Source organism: Afipia dichlorophenoxyacetatis (assembly GCF_055386385.1).
In genome coordinates this window covers 614,818-634,944 of record NZ_AP029250.1, presented here as the reverse complement: position 1 = coordinate 634,944, position 20,127 = coordinate 614,818, and the positions used below count along the sequence as shown (strand labels likewise).

The window sequence follows — 20,127 nt, the reverse complement described above, 5'->3', positions numbered from 1 at the left end:
AAGCGTCTGAGCGACAGGCTGCTGCTTTCAGTAATAGCGCGGGATTTTACCGTTATGCGGTGTCTTGCGATCGGAGAGATCAAAGGCGACCTCGTCGACATAACACCATCCCCACCCTTCCGGCGGATCGTAGCCTTCGATGATGGGGTGCTGCGTCGCGTGGAAATGCTTAGTCGCATGTTTATTGGGCGAGTCGTCACAACACCCAACGTGGCCGCAGGTGCGGCAAATCCGCAGATGCAGCCACTCATCGCCGGTCTTGAGGCATTCCTCGCAGCCAAGCGCGCTTGGCGTCACGTCTCGAATTCCGGCGATGTGTGTGCATTTGGGCATGCTTGGCTACACCCGTTGTTTGGTGAGGATACTTAAACGTCTTTCGTGTCGAACAGGATAAGGTCCGCACCACCGCTCGCGAAATTCGGTAAATCCCCCGCGGCAGCCTGTCCTTCGGGACTGGCGAGCCCCGCCTGAATGGCGGTTGCGCTGTCGAAGGTGAGGATAGCGACCAGATAAGCATCGGATGCCCCAGCCAGCGCTGTGATCGGTCCATGATTGATCTGGTATTTTCGCAAGCCCGGAATTTTCTTCGCAAGCCCGATGTGGGTCTCGGCATAATACTTATCGAAAGCTGCAGGATCTTTTGGCGTTTTGTAGGTCACGACGAGCTGTGCCACTGCCTTCCTCCCTGTTTTTAAGACCGGCCAAGTTCTTATGACCGACTAAGGCAGCCTATAGCGCCGGCTTCGCCGTGTCGCTGAGAAAACCATGCAACGCCGCAACCACCTGCGCGCCTTCGCCGATAGCGCCACCCACGCGCTTGACTGAACCGGACCGCACATCGCCCACCGCGTACACGCCGGGCACCGACGTTTCCAGCGGCGCGACCAGCCGTCCGAGATTTTGTTCGGACTGCGCCCCCGTCACGACGAAGCCGGTGCGATCGAGGGTCACGCCGCAGCCGTTGAGCCAAGCCGTTGCAGGGTCGGCGCCAACAAACAGAAATACGTTGCGGATATCGGCAGCCGTCTCGTTGCCGGAATCGCGGTTGCGCCAGCGCACGCGGGACAGCCCGCCTTCATCGGGAGCGCCTTCCAGCGCAACGATTTCGGTTCGCGTCATCACCTCGATGTTCGGTGTCGCGTTGATGCGGTCGATGAGATAGCGCGACATGCTGGCTGCAAGACCGTCACTACGAACCATCACGCGAACTTTTTTGGCGTGTCCCGAGAGAAACACCGCGGCCTGCCCCGCGGAATTTCCGCCCCCCACCAGGATGATTTCCTGCTCCGCGCAAAGCCGCGCTTCGATGGGCGAAGCCCAGTACCAAACGCCACGTCCTTCAAACTTGTCGAGATTCTCGATCGCTGGCCGACGATACCGCGCACCACTCGCCACCACCACCGACCTCGACCTTAATTTTTCCCCGCAATCGAGCACGAGTTCGAATGCGCCATCCGGCTTCGAACAATCGAGCGAGATGGCGGACACCGGGATCATCATGTCGGCGCCGAACTTCTGGGCCTGGGTGAACGCGCGCCCCGCAAGAGCCTGCCCCGAAATGCCCGTGGGGAAGCCAAGGTAGTTTTCAATGCGCGCGCTCGCACCAGCCTGACCGCCGAAATAGCGCGCATCAAGCACTGCCACGGACAATCCTTCCGATGCGGCATACACCGCCGTCGCCAACCCCGCGGGCCCGCTGCCGACGATGGCCACGTCGTACATCTTCCTGCACGATACGCTGCCGATCATCCCCATGGCGCGGGCAAGGGCAGACTCGGAGGGATTACGCAACACCGTGCCATCCGGACACACCACCAGCGGCAAGTCGCTTTGCCTTGTCGAACACCGTCCGATCAGATCGGCCGCGTCCTTGTCAGTTGCCGGGTCGAGCAAATGATAAGGGTTACCGTTCCGCGCCAGAAAACCTTGCAGGCGGACAACGTCGGCAAGCAGCGGCGAACCGATCAGGACCGGACCGCCGACACCACCCTGAATCAGATTGACGCGGCGCAGGATCAGCGCCCGCATGATGCGCTCGCCGAGATCCGCCTCAGCGACAAGAAGTGCCCGGAGATTGGCCGACGGAATCAGCAGCGCCTCGACATCGCCCTCGGCAGTGCCATCGACAAGCGCCACACGATTCGAGAGTTGCCCGACCTCAGCGAGAAACTGACCCCGCCCCTGATCGATCACCGGAGTGATATGTCCCATCCCATCGCGCTGGGTGATGGACACCGTGCCCGACAACACGACGAACATGCCCGGACCAGTTTTCCCGGTTTCGAACAACCGCTCGCCGTCCTTATATTGACGGACATCCCCGAAGCTATGCATGCGGTCAATTTCCGCATCGGTCAGCGTCGGGAATGTTTGCTCGTAACGCGGAAACGCCTGCTCGTCATGAGGCGTGGCCACCGATAAAGGCGCCGTTCCGTTTGCACCAAGGGTCTCTGCCGGATCTGTCACCATCTCACTCATCTTTTTTACTCGCTAAATAAAAGGTGCATCGAATTGCACGATGCTCAAACATTACGGCGCCTATTGGCCGGACTTTTCGCGTGCAGATTCATCCTCTCGCACGCGGGCGTCATCTTCGGGTGTAACGACAGTCATCCCCGCCCGGCCGCGTGCCTGGGATTTTCTCCGTTTCAGATTGTCGCGCAACGCCGCTTTCAGTCGCGCTTCCCGCGCAGCTTTGGCGCCCGACGCCTCCTTGTCCGATTCATCCGCCATCGACGATCCATTCCATACGCATGGCCTAGTGTGGTGGTTCAGAAGTTCGCTTCACTCTCTCGACACATCCTTCAAGCGAACTTCTGGACCTAGACCACACTAGAATCATAGCTTCCTAGTGTCCTTTCGAATCCGAAGTTCGCTACGAGGTGCGCGGTACTATGAGGCGAACTTCGGATTCGGGACACTAGCCCAACGTCGCAAACCAGAACCAATTGCGCTAATATCGGATGGTAGATCATACCACATGAGGATTTTCATGACCGACGTTTTGCAGCTTCTGGCACCGGCGGCACAAGAAACCCTCGCAGGCTGGCATCGCTTCGTCGAAACAAAAAGCGAAGATGTGCTCCGGCCCTTGTTTGACGAGGATACCGTTTTCCGCTCGCCGTTCGCGCATATCCCTCTTCCGAGCCGCGACGCGAGTGTGCTGATCCTGACCAACGTCATCCATATTTTTGAGAATTTCCGCTACCACCGCACCCTTGTCGCGGGGCCGAATGATGTCGGGCTGGAGTTCAGCGCCAATATCAGCGAGTTCGATCTCAAGGGGATCGATCTGATCAAATTCAATCCCGCCGGCAAAATTATCGAGTTCGAGGTGATGATTCGGCCGATGAAGGCGCTGCAGGCCCTCGGGGCACGGATGAACGAGCGGATCGCGGGCCGGCTGGAAGACTATAAGAAAATGGGGGCCGCCCAGGGCTGAATCCTGCCTGGGATTCGTTCCCCCAGCGAGCCAAGGATTTCCTTTTCAGTAGAAGGGCGTTCCGTGCTTGCGCCGCCATCAGCCTTATGGCAAGGAAGCCCCGCCTCAAGAGGCCTTTAGCTGATTCACGTCATCTATGACGAATCTGGTTTCGCTGCCGTAGCTCAGTGGTAGAGCACTCCATTGGTAATGGAGAGGTCGACAGTTCAATCCTGTCTGGCAGCACCATCCCTCCAAATCTCGAAAGTCTTGAAAAGAAAAGACAATTCGGCGAACTGGCGCAAGCTTAGGCTATGCGTACAGCTCCGCTGAAACACCATTTTTGACAAGAACAAAGCAAGAAAGCGTGTGTCAGCTGACGCAAAATTGGCCCGCGAGATCCCGGTTTGTTCTGCCGCGCCCCGGCCCTTTCCCGGAACTGCGTTCGCTGGAGTAGTTCTCTGAGCCGGACGTTCTCCAACCCCCTTCGAAAAACACACCGAGCAGTTCCTCCGCCGGCTTCCGGTGGCGGCTGAACTATCTGAAGGGCAAGGCGTCACCGAACCGCTGAAGCAGCAGGCACGGCCAATACGGGCCGCGCGGGTTAGTGCAGATAATTGGCCAGATCCAAGCCCTGGATCTTCGAAATGGCCGAGTAGGATGCGGAGAGCTGCGCATCATAGGTCGAGAGTTGCGCGGTCACGGCGGCAACGTCCACGCCCGTGAGGTCGTCACCAAGCGTCTTGGCGAAATTCTGATAGTCGGACTGATACGAGCTGGCGTTCTCTAAGGATTTCGAAGCCAACCCAAGTCCCGCCTGCACTCTCGACGTCCCATCGATCGCGTTGACGGTTAGGTTCAACGCCTCATTGAGCGTGTCCGCGGAAAGCGGCGAGTTATTGGCGACAAGGCTAAGGGCCCGCATGCCCTGCTCAAAAGCGGAATTGTCCGCCGTCACGCCATAGGTCACCACCTCACTGTCCGAAACCCGGGTCGAAGCAAGCTGAGAATCGCCTTGATAATAAGATGTATTGGGAGACGATGGCGACGTGGCGGGCGGATAGGCGGTGCTTGAAATATCGACCGGCGGCGATTCGGTTCGTGCTCCACCGAAAAGATATTCGCCATTGTACTGGGTATTGAGCATCGACGCCATTTCCTGCAGCATCTGCTGCGCCGATGCCGCAACGGTTGCAGGATCCACGGACACGCTGTTTGACGCCGCTGTAAGCGCCGTCCGCAGGTCGCTGAGTACGCCTGAGATCGACGTAACCGTCGAATACATCGCCTGAACTCTGTTGTCAGAGGCGGTTGCGGCATCGCCATAGGATTGCGAACGCGCAACCGACACCTGAAGGTTGATGACCTGCTGCGATGTTTGCCCAAGCCCACCGTAGTCCGGCGACACGACACCAGTCGCCTCCTGAATCTGCTCCTTGGCCATCACGCTCTGCGTCCGCAAGGCGGAAGCGATCATCTGATCGTTGAGAGCAAAAGTTGCAACACGCATTGCCATCGCGAATCCCTCAAGCCGTGGCGGTCTGCACCGCGGTCATTAGCGCGGTGAACATCTGGTTGATCACTTGCAACAATTCGGCGGAGGCAGTGTATTCATTTTGCAGCGAGCTCAGCCGGGCGGTCTCCTCGTCGAGATTGACGCCGGAGTTAGACGACATGGTCGACGAGAATGTCGACTGCAAGGCCTGCTTGTTGTTATAGGTGTCTGATGCTTGCGACGCCTGCGTTGCCACGTTCCCCACGATATCGGCGGCGTAGTCGGCAAACGACGTGGTTGTCGCACCAAGTCCAGCGACTGACGAGAAATTCGTCGATCCCGTCATCGTGCTCTCGAGGCTATTGGCGATGGTTGCGGAGCCGGGGCTGAGAACCTGAGCACCGCTCGTCAGCGACGCTGATGAATCCAACGATGACGTAGCCAGCAAACCCGGATTGGCGACAATGTCGCTGCGGACGGAGAAATCCGATGCACCCGACGCAGTCACCAGATCGTTGAGCCCCAGCCAGTCGGAAAGCCCTTGCCCACTGGCGCCGACTGCACTCGACATTTCATCGATCGCCACGCCGTCGCCGGAGCCCGTAGCACCGATGACGACATGACCGTCCGAGTTGATCGATGCGGACAGCCCGGGCGTGCCGTTGATCGCCGAGACGAGATCGCCGACGGTGGAGTAACTCGACAGATCGAAGTCTTTATAGGAAACGAGATTACCCTGTGAGTCCGTCACGGCAATCCGCGCCGTACCTGTTCCAGATAAAGGCGTCGTGGCCGTGACCGGCGCAGTTCCGGTCAATGTTGCCGGCGGCGGCAAGGATGCGCCCTGATTGTGAACCGCATTCAAACTCGTCGCCAACTGATCAGCCAACTGATCGAGCTGCGATTGCGCCCCCGGAAGCACCGTATCACGTAGACTCACCAACGCACCGATAGAGCCGCCCTTGATCTGCGACGTGATGTCCATGCCGTTGAGCATGATCCCGCCGAAGCCACTGGACGAACCGGGGCTGTATGTCGTGCCCGCTGTAACGCTCGACGCAGCGGTGTAGCTCAGAGCGTGCGCAGTACTATCGACCAGCGCCTGACCACTCGTGGTGTAGATCTGCATGCTGCCATTGGGCGCGGTGAAGTAGCTGACGTCCATCTTGGACGCAATGTCCTGCAACGCCGTGTTGCGCTGATCTTCCAGATCGCCGGTCGGCTGGCCGCTCGCGCTGGTCTGGGCTATCTGCTTATTCAGACTGTCGATGAGCTGCAGTTGTTGATTGACGTCCGCCACGGATGACGCAATGTCCTGATCGGCATTTCCGCGCAGCTTCTGTATTCCACTGGATGTCTGCCGCAACTGGGTAGCGACCGTGTTGAGCGCCTGCACCACATTGGCCGACAACGACGCGTTGCTGGGATCATTCGCAAGCGACGAGATCGCGGATTCCAGCGACGACAACGTATTTCCGAGCGACGTGCCGGAATTTCCGTCACCAATCGTACTGCCGTAGAGAGACTGAAGCTGATTGAGATAGTTGTTGATGCTGTCGGCGCTGCCGAGGTCGGATGTCGCGCCCACCAGAGATTTCATCAGAAGCTGGTCGACGCTCCCGGTGATGCTGCTAATAGAGACGCCAGCGCCCGCACCACCCGTGAAAATGGCAGACTGGTTAGCTGTCTTCTCGGTATAACCCTTGGTATCCGCATTCGCGATGTTGGCCGAAGCGACCGATATCTGAACTTGGGTCGCCATGAGGGCGCTGTACGCAATATAACTGGCGCTGCTGATAGACACCACTACTCTCCACAGATGGAAGGAAATCAGGCGCGAATGTTTGTCCCAATCGACGTGGATGGGTAGTACAAGCGGCCGTTTGCCGTATAGGGACGCGCACTCACCACCTGTTCCTTGATGGCATTCATCACGGCTTCGATGCGGCGCTGACTTGCCTCGATCGCTGCGCGGAGCCGAACGATGTTTTCATCCATCGCGTCCTTCAGGGCTTGCATCCGCTCGGTGAACCGCGTTCGCAGCGCTTCATCGTTGACCTGAATGAAGGACATGCGCGACGTGATATTCTCCACGCATTTTTCGAAACAATCGGCAAGCTCAGTCTTGCGCGCAATCTGCTTCGACCGGGAAGCCGGAAGGCCCTGCGCGAGCCAGGCATTCTCCTCGCCGACGACCAAGATCAGCTCGTCGATCAGAGTAATCACGTGCTCGATCGTCGTGTCGGTGTCCTTGCTGAGCTCCGAGAAAATCTGGGTGGGCCGATTCATGACTTTGCTCTTTCGTTGCGTGTCAGTGCTTGTTTCTGGCGGAGGAGAGTGGCGCAGCGGTTGTAAGCACCCGCCGCAGAAATCCTGCGGCTCGATGCTTCGATCTGGCTTCCGACGGCATTCAGACGTTTTGTCAATTCCCGGATCTCGGCTCTGATCTCCTCCGCCAAGGCAAGGCCCTGACGATGGTTGGCGCCGCTCCAAGCCGAGCTTCGCGCCTTGGCGATGCTGCGGCGAAGCCGCCACATCAATGAAGCGCCATCGGATTTTTCTGTGTTGGTCACGATCACCTCATGGCAGAGAGGAGGGTATCAAACATCTTGTTGACGGCGGTGACGACCTGCGCGGATGCTGAATAGGCCTGTTGCGCCGTCATCATTGTGCTGAACTGGTCGTTCGTGTTGGTAGCGCTTGATTCTAACTCGCTACCGAACACGGTCCCCGCCCCGTTCGTGCCAGATGCCTGAATGGATGGAGTCCCCGAAGCGGCCGTCGCCTGATAGAGACCGTCGCTCTGCGCGGATAATTGATCAGGCGCATCGAACGTCGCGACCGGAATTTTATAGATCGGAATGGTCTGACCGTTCGAATAAGTTGCGTTCACCATACCGTTCTGTCCGATTGAAACCGAACTCAGTTTTCCGAACGCAATACCATCGGAATGAATGCCGCCCGTAACACTAATGTCGGGCGTTGCCGAACCGGTGCTGTATTGGGTCAAGCCGTCTGCCTTACCGACCGTTCCCAGATTCAGCGCGATGTTGCTGTCGGCCGCACCGTCTTTCCAACCGGTCACCTCGACGGAGGGCGATGTCGGACTCAGGCTTTTCAGCGAGCCATCCGTATTGAACGTGACCGTCACCGTGGCGCCGGTGACCGTTCCGGTCGGGTTTCCCGATGCATCAGTGGCTGACCCACCGAAAGATGCTGTCCAGGTGTTCGCAACCGGAGGTGTGGAATTATCTTTGGTCCACGTCACCTCGATTGTGCTTGCCGCGCCAAGCGCATCATAAACCGGCATCGATGTTGTGAATGTCGCGCCCGCAGCAGCATCAGCAGGCAAGTTCGCCTGGAACGTTGTCTGGGTCGTTGGAGCCGCGCTGACTTCCGCCACAGATGTATTGATTGGCACCAGCGTATTGCCGCCGACGACATTCCCTGACGCATCGGTGCGATACCCCATCAGATAGCTTCCCTGATTGACGAGGTAGCCCTGATTGTCGGTCGTAAAGGCGCCGTTCCGCGTGTACGACGTCTCGCCGCCATTCGGCGCACTCGTCACGATGAAGAAGCCTTGGCCTTGGATACCGACATCGGTCGGATTTGTGGTGGTTTGCAGCAATCCTTGCTGCGTGATGTTCTGCCGGCCATAAACCGTAACGCCACCTGACGAATATTGCGAAGCGCTGGAAGAGCCCGTGACGAGGTCGTCGAACATTCCCGTCGTCGTCTTGTATCCGGTGGTCGAGGCATTGGCGAGGTTATCGCTCACCATAGCCAACGCTTGGCTCTGGGCACTTAATCCCGAGATCGCTGACGATAATGCACCTGAGAGACTCATGATAAATCTGCCTTTTCAAACTTAAGATCTGACGCCAACGATGTTGCTGACATTCACGGACACGCCTCCGACATCCAGCATCGTCGTTCCGCTGGAGCTATCGACACCGGTGACGGTGCCGACGAAGGTGCTGTAGCTCACGACGGAATTGCCGGCCGCATCGGTGGCCGTGACGTTCATGGTGTACTGACCACCATCGCTGAGCTGTGTGCCGCTGTTCGTAGTGCCGTCCCACGTGACGGAATTCATCCCCGCAGCTGTTGGACCCGTGCCTGACCACACCACATTTCCGGATGAATCCTGGATGGTGATGCCGACGCGGCTCACTGCTGAAGTGAGCGAGTAGCCGAACGATGCTTCGCCGTTTTGAAGAGTGGCGGTGTTGCCCTTGGCTTCGACATTGTGGCCGAGATAGTTGACCGAGTTCATCGTCAGAAGACTGTTGAACGATGAGAGCAAGGTGCCCAGTTGATTGTTCAGCGTCTGCTGCTGATCGAACGTGGCATAAGAGCTCATCTGATTGATGAAGTCGGTGGTGCTAGTGGGATCGAGTGGATCCTGGTTCTGCAGCTCGTTCACCAGCAGAGTGAGAAAGTCACCCGAGGTGATGCCACCAGCCGCGGCGGCCGCGTTGACAGACGATCCTGTGGGATCAACCGACGGCATTCCGCCGACCGAACTAGTGCTCATGACAAACCCCGGCCATACACCCGCTCGCTGTTAGCGGCGCGGGATGCGCTTCAGATATTTTGTGGTCTTGAATTCCGTTCTTGGATGAAACGGATGGCGCGGGAAAATCAGGCAGTGTTTTTGATCACGATCGCTCGCGGATCGCGCACATTTTTCAGCACGCGCGGGCGTGCGAAATTTGAAACACCGAAATGCAAGTTATGCCCATAAGATCGGCATTTTTTTCCTATTCGCAAAGCGAGCAGGACACATCAACTTCGAAAATTATTCGTCCAACAGGGACGGGCTACCGAATGCGGACTAGTGGAACGGGCTAACGCCAACTTTGCCGCCAAATCGAGATGTCGAACGAATATCGGCGAGCTTGCGCCGGTCATCGGGCGACAGCCGTGCGATGGCTCGAGCAATTTCTTCGTCAGCCGCGTCGCGATCACTCTCGTATCCGGAGCGCACATCCTTGGACACTTCGATAAAGCGGCTTGCGTCGAAGGGGTCAGCAGTCATCGCATCCTTGATGCGTTCGCGTGACGCGCGAATGTTATCCGGGGTGCGAGAGAAGCGTTTGCGAATGATGTTGAAGGTATCTTCCATGATGGCCGCCCCGGCGGGGCTCAGGGACGTCTGTATCTGGTCGCCGAAATGATCCGGATGACCGAGCAAGCCGCTAAAATGCCCATGGACATGTGGGTGGCCGCCAAGCAACCATCCCATAAAAAACAGGTTGGCACCGAGCGACAAGAACAGAAGCACAGAGACCAAATTCGATCGTCGCAACCACCCCGATGCCATTCCCCACTCCTAAACCCTAATCCGGGACGGCAGCTGTATCGACAACTTGCATCAGATAGGACGTCAGATCGAGTTCATCTGAGTACAGCTCTTCGACACTATGGAAGAATCCGACAAGTATCCCAAGAATGAAGCAAAGTGGCAGGAAAACAGCCAGCGACAGCCGATATGCGACCGCCAGAAATCCCGACAACCAGGTAACAATGGAGGGCTTTTCGACGGGGCGATGCGCAGGGACTGATTTGGCCTGCATCACAATGCGGTCAGCCAGACCCACAGGCGCGCGTACCGAAGGTGAGCGCAGCATGCGGCTGAGAGCCTGCGTTTCATTCATAAGAGTTCGCGCGGCTGAAGACTCTGCTAACAGCGCACGAGCCGCCTGCTGCTGCGGCTCGGGCCATTTCGACAGATCGTCGCCAAGGCGGTCAAGCCAATCCTCGAACTCCTCGATATCCATTTACTCGCTTTATCCCGTCGGCCCAACGCGAAATGGGACAAAATTTTGTCCATGAGGGTATAAGCAAGCATTGCGTCAATTTTTCAAGCTAAAAGAGTCGCGTCGCCGGAACCGATGCTGGAATCGATCCAACATCTCCGACAACCGCAAAAACGAAGAAAAATCACTCAATTCCGAAATTGAACGGAATTCCTAGCTGCGCGTATCGCCGGATCGCGCACCGACGTTCGACACAGCAACGTAATTCCAGGCATCCCGCAGCTCGGTCAAGCTGGCGATGAGCTTGCGATAACGCTGCGTGGCGTCTGGCCGGCCGAACGACCGAAGGCTGGCCATGATCAGGGAATTGTAGGTTTTGTAGAGCCGCTCAGCGAGCGCCCCACCCTTCTCGAAATTGAGGTGATGCGCCAGCCCTCTCATGATCGATGTTGCGCGAATAAGCTGATCGTGGCTCTCCTCGATCCGCTTGTTTTCGCTCGCCTCGATAGTCTTGTGGAGACAAAGAATAGCGCCGTCGAGAAGCATGACAATCGCCCTTAATGACGGAACAGTGACAGCAACGCCGCGATAAGCCTGAGCCGCATGGTAGGCATTCAGATTCTGGGTCATCAGCTTTTCGATTCCGAGTTCAAGAGGGACTGCAAGAAATCAAGTGTCGTGGACGCTTCCTGAATCGCAGCCTGATACTGTGCATACTGGCTCTGCAATTGCGCCTGATAGGTCGAAGCTTGTGATTGGATATCGGACACTTGCTGCTGGAAAGAGCCGTCTTGTGTTTGCAAGTTGGAGACCAGATCCTGCAGCGTCCCGTTCAAGGGATCTGAGTTTGTCTCTGCAATGTTATTGAGCATCGAAGCGATACCCGGTGTCGTCGTCACGACAATGGATTGAGATGTCGTACCTGAATACGCGAACGCCATACCAGCGTAGGGCGTTCCCGGGTTTCCCAAGATGGTGTCGCCGCTTACCTTAAACATTGAGCTGTCGCCGCCGACCGAAGCCGAAACCAGATTTCCTGAACCATCGACGGCGACGTCGAGCGTGAATGATCCCGGCGCGGCACCACCGGCGGCGATAGTGGACAAATCGGCGGACGAGGTCGTGGCCTGCGAGGCCAACAACGACTCCACACCCTTCAAATTGCTGCTCAGCGTCGTCCGAAGGACACTGGTATCAAGTTGCAGATCGTTCGTGTCGCTAAATGACAGGCCGAGATCGCTCAGCGACAGTCCGTTCACTGTGGTGTTCATGGCGCTTTGGAGCTGCGTCATGATGTCGTTCATCGTGGAGTCGCCGAACAACACCGCATCGGATGATGCGGTTCCGTCAGAGCTGGTCTTCTGCTGGCTCGTGACAAAGTCGCGAAAAGCATTGTAATCGGTCACGAGCGTCTGCAACGCGGTCGTGATCTGGTCAGGATCGGTCCCGATGCTGATATTCAGCGAGGTGCCAGCCGGTGTCGGTTGAAGCAGATGGAACGTCACGCCATCAAGCACGTCGCTGATGTCGTTGGTGTTGCGCGTGATGTTGATGCCGTCCAGCGTGATGCTTGCCATCTGCGCCTTCTGGATCTCGTCCTTAAAGCCCCCGGAACCATCGGTCACACCCAGACCAGCAAGCACGTCATCGCCGGATGTACTGCTGGTTACGATATTGGCGCCGTCCTGCGTTCCGGTCAGGACCATCTCATACTGGCTGCTGGACACCTGAACGATCGAGGCTTGCACATTCGTCGTGTCCATCTGCGCGTTGATGACGGCGACCACATCTTGAAGGGTCATATCGGCACTGACCGACACGGTCGCGCTCGCCCCTCCTGCCAGACCGAGCGAGAACGAACCGGTATAGCCAAGCGGGGTGGATTCACTCGCAACAGACGCCCCGGCGACCTTCTGCGCCTCCGCCATGCTTCCAACTTCGAGCGTGTAAGCGCCAGCCGGCGCGCCGTTGTTCAGCGTCATGGAAACCACCGAATCTTGGCTGACGTCACCAACTGGCGTGATGTCCGCGGTCCGGGCGCTGAAGATGCTCGTGGACAGCGAGCTGGTATTCGAACTCGAGAGCGGATTCGCGGCTGAAGCCAGACTGCTCAGAAGGTTCTGCAAATTCTGATAGGCGCTCACCTTGGCTTCGTTGTCAGTGATCTTGGTCTCGACTGACGTCGCAGCCGCAAGCTTGGCGTTGACTTCAGCCTGAATAAGCGCATTCCAGTCGAGGCCGCCCGGATTCGTCGTTGCCAGGCTTGCGGGATTCGACTGCGTGGCTGGCGCGGGAGACGATGATGCTGCGCTGACCGTCATGGCTCACCTGTATGAAGTGAATCGAATACGGGCCGGCGTATGCCGGCCCGTTCGGTAGACGAGTATTAGCCGAGCAACTTGAGCAGGAACTGCGGCATCTGGTTCGCCGCGGTTTCAGCGGAAACCGCAGCCTGCGTCTTGACTTCCGCGGAAGACAGCGTGGCTTCTTCCGAGGCGACATCGACATCCTTGATCGCCGAATTCGCCGATTGAAGGTTTTCGGTTTGCGTAGAGATCGAGTCCGCGCTGAAGTTGAAGCGCGATTCCTGTGCGCCGATGGTGGCCCGAGCAGCCGAGACGGTATCGATCGCGGTGTCGAGGGTGGTCAATGCTGCGGTCGCGTTAGCCTGCGTGTCAACGCCGAGCGTGCTGAGGCCCAATGTGCTCGCCTTGAGGCTCGAAATAGTGATCGTGACAGTGTCCGAACCAGAGGAACCGACAAGGACCGACACGCCGGATGCGAATGCGCTGGTGCCGTCGAGCAGGCTCTGTCCGCTGTAGCGGGTGCCGCTCGCGATGCTGTCGATTTCACTCGTCAGCTGCGTGAATTCCGAGTTGATGTAGGTGCGGCTGCTGTCGGTAACCGTGCCGGAGGCCGATTCGGAAGCAAGCGACTTCATGCGGGCAAGAATATCGCTGATGTTGGACGCGCCGCCGTCAGCAGTCTGCAGGATCGAAGTCGCCTGCGATGCGTTGGTGGCTGCCTGCTGCAGCGTGGTGACGTCGGAAGAAATTCGGGTGGAAATCGCGAGACCCGCTGCGTCGTCCGACGCCTGGGTGATGCGCGAGCCGCTCGACAACTTCGAGAGCGCGCTCGATTCCTGATTGGCATTCATATTGAGGTAACGAACCGCGGAGTTGGCAGCCGTGTTGGTCGAAATAACGGGCATTTAATTGCTCCTTGCAATTGAACGGCAACAGCTGCCGCATCTAGGCGGGACCCCTGACATGGCACATCCCCCACCCGACACGTTGAACGGGTTAGCCGCCAACATCGGTCGCGCTAATTATGCGACGCTCTTTTTATGATTAATAATCACCAAACGCGTGGCGAAGGTCCCGCTCGTGCCGACGAAGGATCGCCTTAAGCTGTTGCCGACCACGCTTGAGCAGTGACTCCACAGCCGCGACTGTCGTGTTCATAACTTCCGCGATCTCGGCGTTGCTGAGATCTTCGTGATACGAAAAGATCACGGCAATCCGCTGCTGCTCGGGAAGCTGCTGCATCGCCTTTTCGAGCAGGTCGGTGACTTCATCGCGCTGCATCGTGCTTGCGGCATCCGGCCGGGTGTCTACCGGTTCGGGAACGGCGTCCACATCGTCGCTGCGCGGCTGGCGGCGAAGATCGATGCAACGGTTGGTGATGACCCGATAGAGCCACGTGGAGAACTTGGCGCGGCCATGCTGCCAGCGTCCGCGATGTGTCCAGACCTTCAGCAGCGTGTCCTGAACGACATCTTCGGCATCGGCTCGACTGCCAACGATGCGCAACGCGATTCCAAAAGCGCGATCGATGTGACGCTCCACCAGAATCCTGAACGCCGCTTCGTCATCTGCAGCAAGGCGATTCAGAAGCGGCTCGTCCTCATCATAAATCTGCGGGGAAACCACACGCGCATCATGTGTGGTAAGCCTGCTGTCAGGCGAAGACGCCTCGGCCGCAGCCGCGATAGGCACATTGTCAATGTTGCTTGGAGCCCAAAGATCAAGCGCGTAGGCCATCAAATTCTCCCGCCCTGCCGTGCCTGCAAATGCAGCCCCACACGGCCCTCACAAGCTTGAACGGGGAAGGGAATGAAATCAGGCGCCCCTTTTCTTATTTTTCTCAGAGACTTAGTGGGAAAAACATGCCTGGTGGCAGGCAAAATATGCCGCGCTTCGTCACCGGGCTTCAGCGGAGAACGATGTCGAGATCGCTGAAAGGCTACCGAGATGCATGGCATCTTTTTGTGCTCGCCCAACAGTTTTGCTTCGTAGTCCGCCATATGCTGCTGCGACAACAACGCGCCTAAACACCGGGCTTCGACGCTCCATTCATCTTAGAATGGCGCCGCGCACTGATACCCAAGCTACGTAAGATTGAACAAATGCGGAGCGACCTCTCCCCAGTGAGGAAAAGCCGCGAATCACTTCGTACGACGCTAGACGATTCCGAACCCGGCAAAACAATTAACAATCAGTAACGCGTTCACAACGAGATCAACAAACTGTGCAGAAAAGCGCAGCGCCTGATTTGCTCGTCGTCTCCGTTTACTAAGCAACGGGGATCACGGGGCAATTGGATGATCGAGTCAGATTTGAGAATCGCGCAGGCGCGCGAGCAGGCAGCTTTCTGCTCATTCGACGTCTTTGACACCTTCCTGCTTCGCAGTTGCACAACACCGGAGGGTGTATTTGAGCGCGCCTTTCAGCTGTCACCTGCCAGTGCAAGATATCCCGGCGCCGCAGCGAGTTATATCCAGCATCGCATTCAGGCCGACGCGCGAGCGCGCTCATCAGCCAAGGAGCAACGCGGCTCCTATGAAGTCACAATCATCGATATCTATTCTTACTTCCCGTTCCGCCTGTTCCGGCTCGACCGGACCGCCCTGCAGGATCTCGTGGATGCCGAACTTCAGGCAGAGTTCGATCTGTGCAGAGTGAACAGGGAAATCCTGCGCCTTTATCAAGAGGCCCAAAAAAGCGGCCAGCGCGTCGGTTTCATATCTGACACTTATTGGAACGAACGGCAGCTCACCTCGCTGCTGCGCCACTGCCAACCCGATCTGAATTGGGATTTTCTCTACGTCTCCTGCGAAAATGGTACGAGCAAAAGCGAAGAGCTGTTCGACCGCTATCTCGGCGATCAGGGCCTCGATCCCGCTCGGGCCGTTCATATTGGCGATAACGAAAACGCGGACATCAAGAGCGCGCGTCGTCGCGGCATGCGCACCAGATTCTATCCGCAGGCCACCGCCGATTTCGCCGCTCAGCTGCAGCGAGAAAGCGCCGTTTTCGAGCTGTTATTTCCAAGAGACCTTTCTCGGCTCGACCATGGTTTGCGATCTCTTCGACGGGTGATTACCGGCCAGGTACCGGAGAAATCTGCGGCCTTCCATCTTGGCGTGACCACAATCGGCCCCGCGCTAGCGGCTTTTGATGCATTCATCCGCGAGCGAACCGTCCAGCTGCAAAGAAAGGGTGCGAATGTCAGGGTTGCCTATCTTGGGCGTGACGGCTTCCTGCCGCACCTGATCCGCCGCGGTCACGGCGACGACGCAGCTTCCTATATTGAAATCAACCGGCGGGTCAGCCTGATCGCTTCAGCAACGACGATAGAGCCGCTCGTCGAACTGTTCAGCAAAATCCCGAAGATCGACGCCAGGACATTCGGCGAAATCGTCAAAATCCTTCCCGCTCCGGTCGAACACTTCTTCAGTGGGTTTCCTAATGGGATTGCAACCGGCAAGGAACTCGCCGATGCCCTTCCCGGGCTGTTGGATGAAAGCCAAATTATCGATATCGCCACCGCGATGCGCGAAACACTGCTTGCTTATCTTCGGCAAGTAATTCCGGGCTTCGACGACTGCACCGACCTTGTCCTCGTTGACATTGGCTATTGTGGAAGCATTCAAAAGTCGTTGCGCCGCATCTTTGACTGTAAAGGGATCAACATCACGATCCATGGCGAGTATCTGATGTCGCTCGACGACGCATTCGACGATCTGGCGCCCGATGATACTGCGGAAGGTTTCATCTCGGATCTTGTCGTGACGCCACATGTCAACAGAATGCTGACGCGTAACGCCATGCTGCTCGAACAAATCTGCTGCTCGCCGGTCGGGTCAGTGCGAAGCTATCAGGCCAACGAGGTGCTCCGCGAAATAGATCAACGGCCTGTCGAGCAGCTCGCCCTTGTCGCCGAAATCCAGGCGGGCGCTCTCGCGTTTGTCGCTCGCGCGCGCGATCTCTCGCCGGCCTATCAACTGGAGCCATTCAAAGCGCTCGATACCGCCGCCAAATGGACGGCAGCTATCCTTGGGCGTTTTCTACTTCTTCCTACCGACGACGAACTTGTGACACTGGGAACAATCCAACACGACGTTAATCTCGGCACACAGACGCTCGCGCCTATGCTCGATGGCACGCTGATCAGGAATCTCCAGATCGCTCAAGCCTTGCCCACCGCCTGCACCGCGCCCGCGCCACCAATGTGGCTTGCTGGCAGCTTTGCCACTCTCTCGCCGGCACATGGATTTTTATACATGCTGTTCGGAGCCAATCGATTACCCGCGGATATCTTCGGCGACATCAAGTGCGGCACAGTCACGATCGGCCTGTTTGGTATGGACGGCAGCGCCACCATGGAAAGTGTGGCCTGCTACCGTACAGGGCTGGGAGAAATCCGGATCCGCGTGCCGATTTCGCGCAAGCTCGCGATCAGCACGATCGCCATTCCCATTACACAACTCGCGCCCGAAGGAATCCTGCACGGCATCACGATCCAAACCGGACAAACAATCCGCAAGGCATCAAAAAGTGTCGAAGTCATCGGCCTCCCGGAGCAAGCGATGACCATGGCAGGGCTCGTCCGCTCTGGCCGTTATTATCGCGCCACCGATGATGACGGATGTCTTCTGATCTCGGTCGATCAATCGGACGAGCCAGTGACCATCTTCAGTATTGCACTGACACCTCTCACCAATGACCGCATTCTGGCTCTGCAAGACGGCGGCGCCGGCAACAACCTCGCGAAGGCGATGCTCGACCAAGGACCGCACGTCGCCGCGGGCTAATTTCGCCTTCACTTCGCCCCCTCAAAAAATATCGCGAACCGCGAATTGGTCCGCCTGATTGGCGTTCCCGAAACGTAAAACCTTTAAAGGTGATACGTGCATGAACCAGACCGATAAGACAGATCAGACCTCGCCAAGTACGCAACTGGAACGGCTGCTTGAAACCCACCACATCATACTCGGAGAGCGACAACAGCAGCGTCTCAGCTGGCTCGTTGAGCGTTATGGCGAACCGGTGGTGTGGGACCGCAGAGAATCTCACCCCGGCGATGCCCGATTGATCATGCTGCTGGACCCTCCGACGGGCCCGGCCACGGAATTCTTCTTCCGCGGGCTTCATCCTCACAGCGTTGTGGTGATTCCATTCGGAGAAAACCCTGCTTTCGATTCTTTCAAATCCAGGCTCACCGATTACGGTACAGCGGGCCCGTCGGGCGCCGATGGACCGCACGAGCTCTGGTGGGGCGGATCAAGCTGGTCGGATCTGACGAAATCCGGCTCGTCGGATAACTTTCCGCTGATCGTCTCATGTTATCCTCGCGGCACTCGCGAACATGAGGTTGCGCACCTCACGCGCTCTCTCACATCTCATCATCTGGATTTTGTGATTGAAGCTGTCGACACAGCTGATTCACAAAGTTTGCGTGGCTGTGAGAAAGCCAACTTTATTGCGGCGATGTGGGAGAAGCACGATCGTCCGATCCTATGGATCGACCCTGACGCCCTTTTGGCCGACCCTCCGTCCCTCCTGACCCACATTGGTTGCGATTTCGCCGTTCACAAATGGAATGGCTGGAGCATGTCGACACGGACATTGTATTTCGGACGTTCGGCCGCCGCCAAAGCCATTCTCCAGACTTGGCAAATGTTTTCGTCATCATTCGGAAGCATCTGGGATGGTCACGTCCTCGATCAGGCATGGACCCTCGTATCGTCGCAGATGGCGCTCGATACCGTGTGGCTGCCGCGGACATATCATGCCGCATCGGTCGGACACGGACCACAGCACTACTCCGTTGTGATTCACAATGTTCAGGCGACCTCTGCGGATCTTGATCCCGACCAGGGCTTCCCCAACGCAGCCCGCACCGCGCGGCGCGCAGGACGGACCGGTGCTCCCGAAGCCCTCCTCTTGCTGAAGGCCGAAAAAAAATATGACGAGAGTTCAAGGGATGCGGTCACGGTGATCATACGCGATATCCACTCGGCTGGAACACGCACGGTGGCGGCGCTCGTCGAAGCTGTCGCGCGCGCCTTTGTCCATGACTCGGGTGGGTTCAGCCATCTCGAATTGTCGCTTTGTTCCTGGCAGGAAGAGGTCAAAGCGACCATCGAGGTTGCCAAAGCCTCCAATCACAAGATCCTCGAAATCGTTCCGTCCAAAACCATTCCGGACGACATGTTTCGAAAATTTTCCGGCGCAGCAGGCAAGCAAGCTGAAGGCACGGTCATTCGTTGGTCGCCACGTTCAGAAAAAGCGACGCGTGCGCCCTTCGGAACCGTCCTGCACTGATTGTTGGCACATTCGCTATTCTACCCAGAGTGACCTGAACATCATGCTTCACGAGATTGTTCTTCTGACCGGCCAAGCTTCCCAGCAACTGGCGTTGACCGCGTTGCTCAAGGCGCACAATCCGCGACTTTCGTTTCGATATGCGCTGACAAAGGAAGACCTTCTTGCTCTGCCCCCGGAGACATTGCGCCATTCGCGCCTCCTCGCCTTCACCTCGGGCACCATTGTTCCTCCACAAATCCTGCAGGCGCTTGGCCACGGAGCCTACAATTTCCACCCGGGACCGCCACACTATCCCGGCTGGGCACCAGCGCATTTCGCATTGTACGAACGCGCACCTACCTTCGGCGCGACGGCGCATGTTATGGTCGAGCGCGTCGATGCCGGCCCGATCATTGGCGTCGAAACATTCCCAGTCCCGGACGGCATCGCGGTGCGCGAACTCGAACAGATCGCGTTCATCCGTCTCGCATATCTGTTTTGGCGGCTATCCAAAGACCTTGCGACGCGGAACGAACCGATGCCTTTCCTGCCGCTCGAATGGAGCGGACGCAAAAGCACGCGACAGATGTACAAGGAAAAATGCGAGATTCCGGCAGATGTTTCGCGGGACGAACTGGAATTGCGCATTCGTGCCTTCCATGACGACTTCCGCGCAATTTTCCCGACGATCACCTTGCATGGCATCCGGTTTCAGGCCGCTGCCGCACCAGTTCATAATAAGAAACACGTCGAACAAGTGCTAAAGACAGATCGGTCTCGGTCGGAAGCCCCGTTGCGTGTGGTCAACGACGCTCCGTCAATGGCCGCAAGCCAAAACTAGGCGTACAAGAAAAC

General features: G+C 57.5%; 20 protein-coding genes and 1 tRNA gene. 5 read left to right on the top strand and 16 right to left on the bottom strand.

Annotated features, from left to right (window positions below):
• Nucleotides 1-27: 27 nt before the first annotated feature.
• From ACZ5C3_RS02955 to ACZ5C3_RS02940, 4 genes are all read right to left on the bottom strand, one after another.
• Nucleotides 28-333: a UBP-type zinc finger domain-containing protein gene (locus tag ACZ5C3_RS02955; protein WP_464035128.1), complete on the bottom strand. Its 306-nt coding sequence runs from the start codon at nt 331-333 to the stop codon at nt 28-30.
• 32 nt (nt 334-365) lie between these two features.
• On the bottom strand, nt 366-674 hold the full coding sequence (locus tag ACZ5C3_RS02950; protein WP_464035126.1) for an EthD family reductase: 309 nt from the start codon (nt 672-674) through the stop codon (nt 366-368).
• 55 nt (nt 675-729) lie between these two features.
• A complete protein-coding gene (locus ACZ5C3_RS02945; protein ID WP_464044773.1) occupies nt 730-2,469 on the bottom strand; it encodes an FAD-dependent oxidoreductase in 1,740 nt (579 codons plus the stop codon).
• A 69-nt stretch (nt 2,470-2,538) separates the two neighbouring features.
• The gene (locus tag ACZ5C3_RS02940) at nt 2,539-2,733 is read right to left on the bottom strand and encodes a hypothetical protein (RefSeq protein ID WP_464035124.1); all 195 of its coding nucleotides are present in this window, start codon (nt 2,731-2,733) and stop codon (nt 2,539-2,541) included.
• Between the two features lie 259 nt (nt 2,734-2,992).
• Here ACZ5C3_RS02940 and ACZ5C3_RS02935 point away from each other — a divergent pair, with 259 nt between their 5' ends.
• Nucleotides 2,993-3,442 (top strand): nuclear transport factor 2-like protein, encoded by a 450-nt coding sequence (locus ACZ5C3_RS02935; protein WP_464044511.1) that lies wholly within the window; start codon nt 2,993-2,995, stop codon nt 3,440-3,442.
• Nucleotides 3,443-3,595: 153 nt separating this feature from the next.
• Nucleotides 3,596-3,670: transfer RNA gene (locus ACZ5C3_RS02930), tRNA-Thr, on the top strand.
• 355 nt (nt 3,671-4,025) lie between these two features.
• Here the strand turns inward: ACZ5C3_RS02930 and ACZ5C3_RS02925 are convergent.
• From ACZ5C3_RS02925 to ACZ5C3_RS02870, 12 genes are all read right to left on the bottom strand, one after another.
• Nucleotides 4,026-4,937, bottom strand: coding sequence for a flagellin (locus ACZ5C3_RS02925; protein WP_464035120.1), 912 nt, complete (start codon nt 4,935-4,937; stop codon nt 4,026-4,028).
• A gap of 10 nt (nt 4,938-4,947) precedes the next feature.
• Complete coding sequence (gene flgK / locus ACZ5C3_RS02920) at nt 4,948-6,720, bottom strand: flagellar hook-associated protein FlgK (RefSeq protein ID WP_464044510.1); 1,773 nt, start codon at nt 6,718-6,720, stop codon at nt 4,948-4,950.
• A gap of 26 nt (nt 6,721-6,746) precedes the next feature.
• Nucleotides 6,747-7,205 (bottom strand): flagellar protein FlgN, encoded by a 459-nt coding sequence (locus ACZ5C3_RS02915; protein ID WP_464035119.1) that lies wholly within the window; start codon nt 7,203-7,205, stop codon nt 6,747-6,749.
• A complete protein-coding gene (locus ACZ5C3_RS02910; RefSeq protein ID WP_464035117.1) occupies nt 7,202-7,489 on the bottom strand; it encodes a hypothetical protein in 288 nt (95 codons plus the stop codon). The genes ACZ5C3_RS02915 and ACZ5C3_RS02910 overlap by 4 nt, the downstream gene beginning before the upstream one ends.
• Before the next feature lie 2 nt (nt 7,490-7,491).
• Nucleotides 7,492-8,766: a flagellar hook protein FlgE gene (flgE, locus tag ACZ5C3_RS02905; RefSeq protein WP_464035115.1), complete on the bottom strand. Its 1,275-nt coding sequence runs from the start codon at nt 8,764-8,766 to the stop codon at nt 7,492-7,494.
• Between the two features lie 21 nt (nt 8,767-8,787).
• The gene (locus ACZ5C3_RS02900; protein WP_464035114.1) at nt 8,788-9,456 is read right to left on the bottom strand and encodes a flagellar hook assembly protein FlgD; all 669 of its coding nucleotides are present in this window, start codon (nt 9,454-9,456) and stop codon (nt 8,788-8,790) included.
• A 300-nt stretch (nt 9,457-9,756) separates the two neighbouring features.
• The gene (locus ACZ5C3_RS02895) at nt 9,757-10,245 is read right to left on the bottom strand and encodes a periplasmic heavy metal sensor (protein ID WP_464035112.1); all 489 of its coding nucleotides are present in this window, start codon (nt 10,243-10,245) and stop codon (nt 9,757-9,759) included.
• Nucleotides 10,246-10,261: 16 nt separating this feature from the next.
• Nucleotides 10,262-10,702 carry a hypothetical protein gene (locus ACZ5C3_RS02890; RefSeq protein WP_464035110.1) on the bottom strand — a complete coding sequence of 147 codons (441 nt, stop codon included), beginning with the start codon at nt 10,700-10,702 and terminating at the stop codon, nt 10,262-10,264.
• A gap of 192 nt (nt 10,703-10,894) precedes the next feature.
• Complete coding sequence (locus ACZ5C3_RS02885) at nt 10,895-11,311, bottom strand: flagellar export chaperone FliS (protein WP_464035109.1); 417 nt, start codon at nt 11,309-11,311, stop codon at nt 10,895-10,897.
• The gene (gene fliD / locus ACZ5C3_RS02880; protein WP_464044509.1) at nt 11,311-13,002 is read right to left on the bottom strand and encodes a flagellar filament capping protein FliD; all 1,692 of its coding nucleotides are present in this window, start codon (nt 13,000-13,002) and stop codon (nt 11,311-11,313) included. Before fliD ends, ACZ5C3_RS02885 begins: the two co-directional genes overlap by 1 nt.
• Before the next feature lie 65 nt (nt 13,003-13,067).
• The gene (locus ACZ5C3_RS02875) at nt 13,068-13,892 is read right to left on the bottom strand and encodes a flagellin (RefSeq protein ID WP_464044508.1); all 825 of its coding nucleotides are present in this window, start codon (nt 13,890-13,892) and stop codon (nt 13,068-13,070) included.
• A gap of 139 nt (nt 13,893-14,031) precedes the next feature.
• The gene (locus ACZ5C3_RS02870; protein ID WP_464035105.1) at nt 14,032-14,724 is read right to left on the bottom strand and encodes an RNA polymerase sigma factor; all 693 of its coding nucleotides are present in this window, start codon (nt 14,722-14,724) and stop codon (nt 14,032-14,034) included.
• Nucleotides 14,725-15,284: 560 nt separating this feature from the next.
• Here ACZ5C3_RS02870 and ACZ5C3_RS02865 point away from each other — a divergent pair.
• The 3 genes from ACZ5C3_RS02865 to ACZ5C3_RS02855 all read left to right on the top strand — a co-directional run bounded on the left by ACZ5C3_RS02865 (nt 15,285) and on the right by ACZ5C3_RS02855 (nt 20,113).
• Nucleotides 15,285-17,777, top strand: a complete 2,493-nt coding sequence (locus tag ACZ5C3_RS02865) for a hypothetical protein (protein ID WP_464035103.1) — start codon at nt 15,285-15,287, stop codon at nt 17,775-17,777.
• Between the two features lie 100 nt (nt 17,778-17,877).
• Nucleotides 17,878-19,290 (top strand): hypothetical protein, encoded by a 1,413-nt coding sequence (locus ACZ5C3_RS02860; RefSeq protein WP_464035101.1) that lies wholly within the window; start codon nt 17,878-17,880, stop codon nt 19,288-19,290.
• A gap of 43 nt (nt 19,291-19,333) precedes the next feature.
• Nucleotides 19,334-20,113, top strand: a complete 780-nt coding sequence (locus ACZ5C3_RS02855; RefSeq protein WP_464035100.1) for a formyltransferase family protein — start codon at nt 19,334-19,336, stop codon at nt 20,111-20,113.
• Nucleotides 20,114-20,127: the final 14 nt, after the last annotated feature.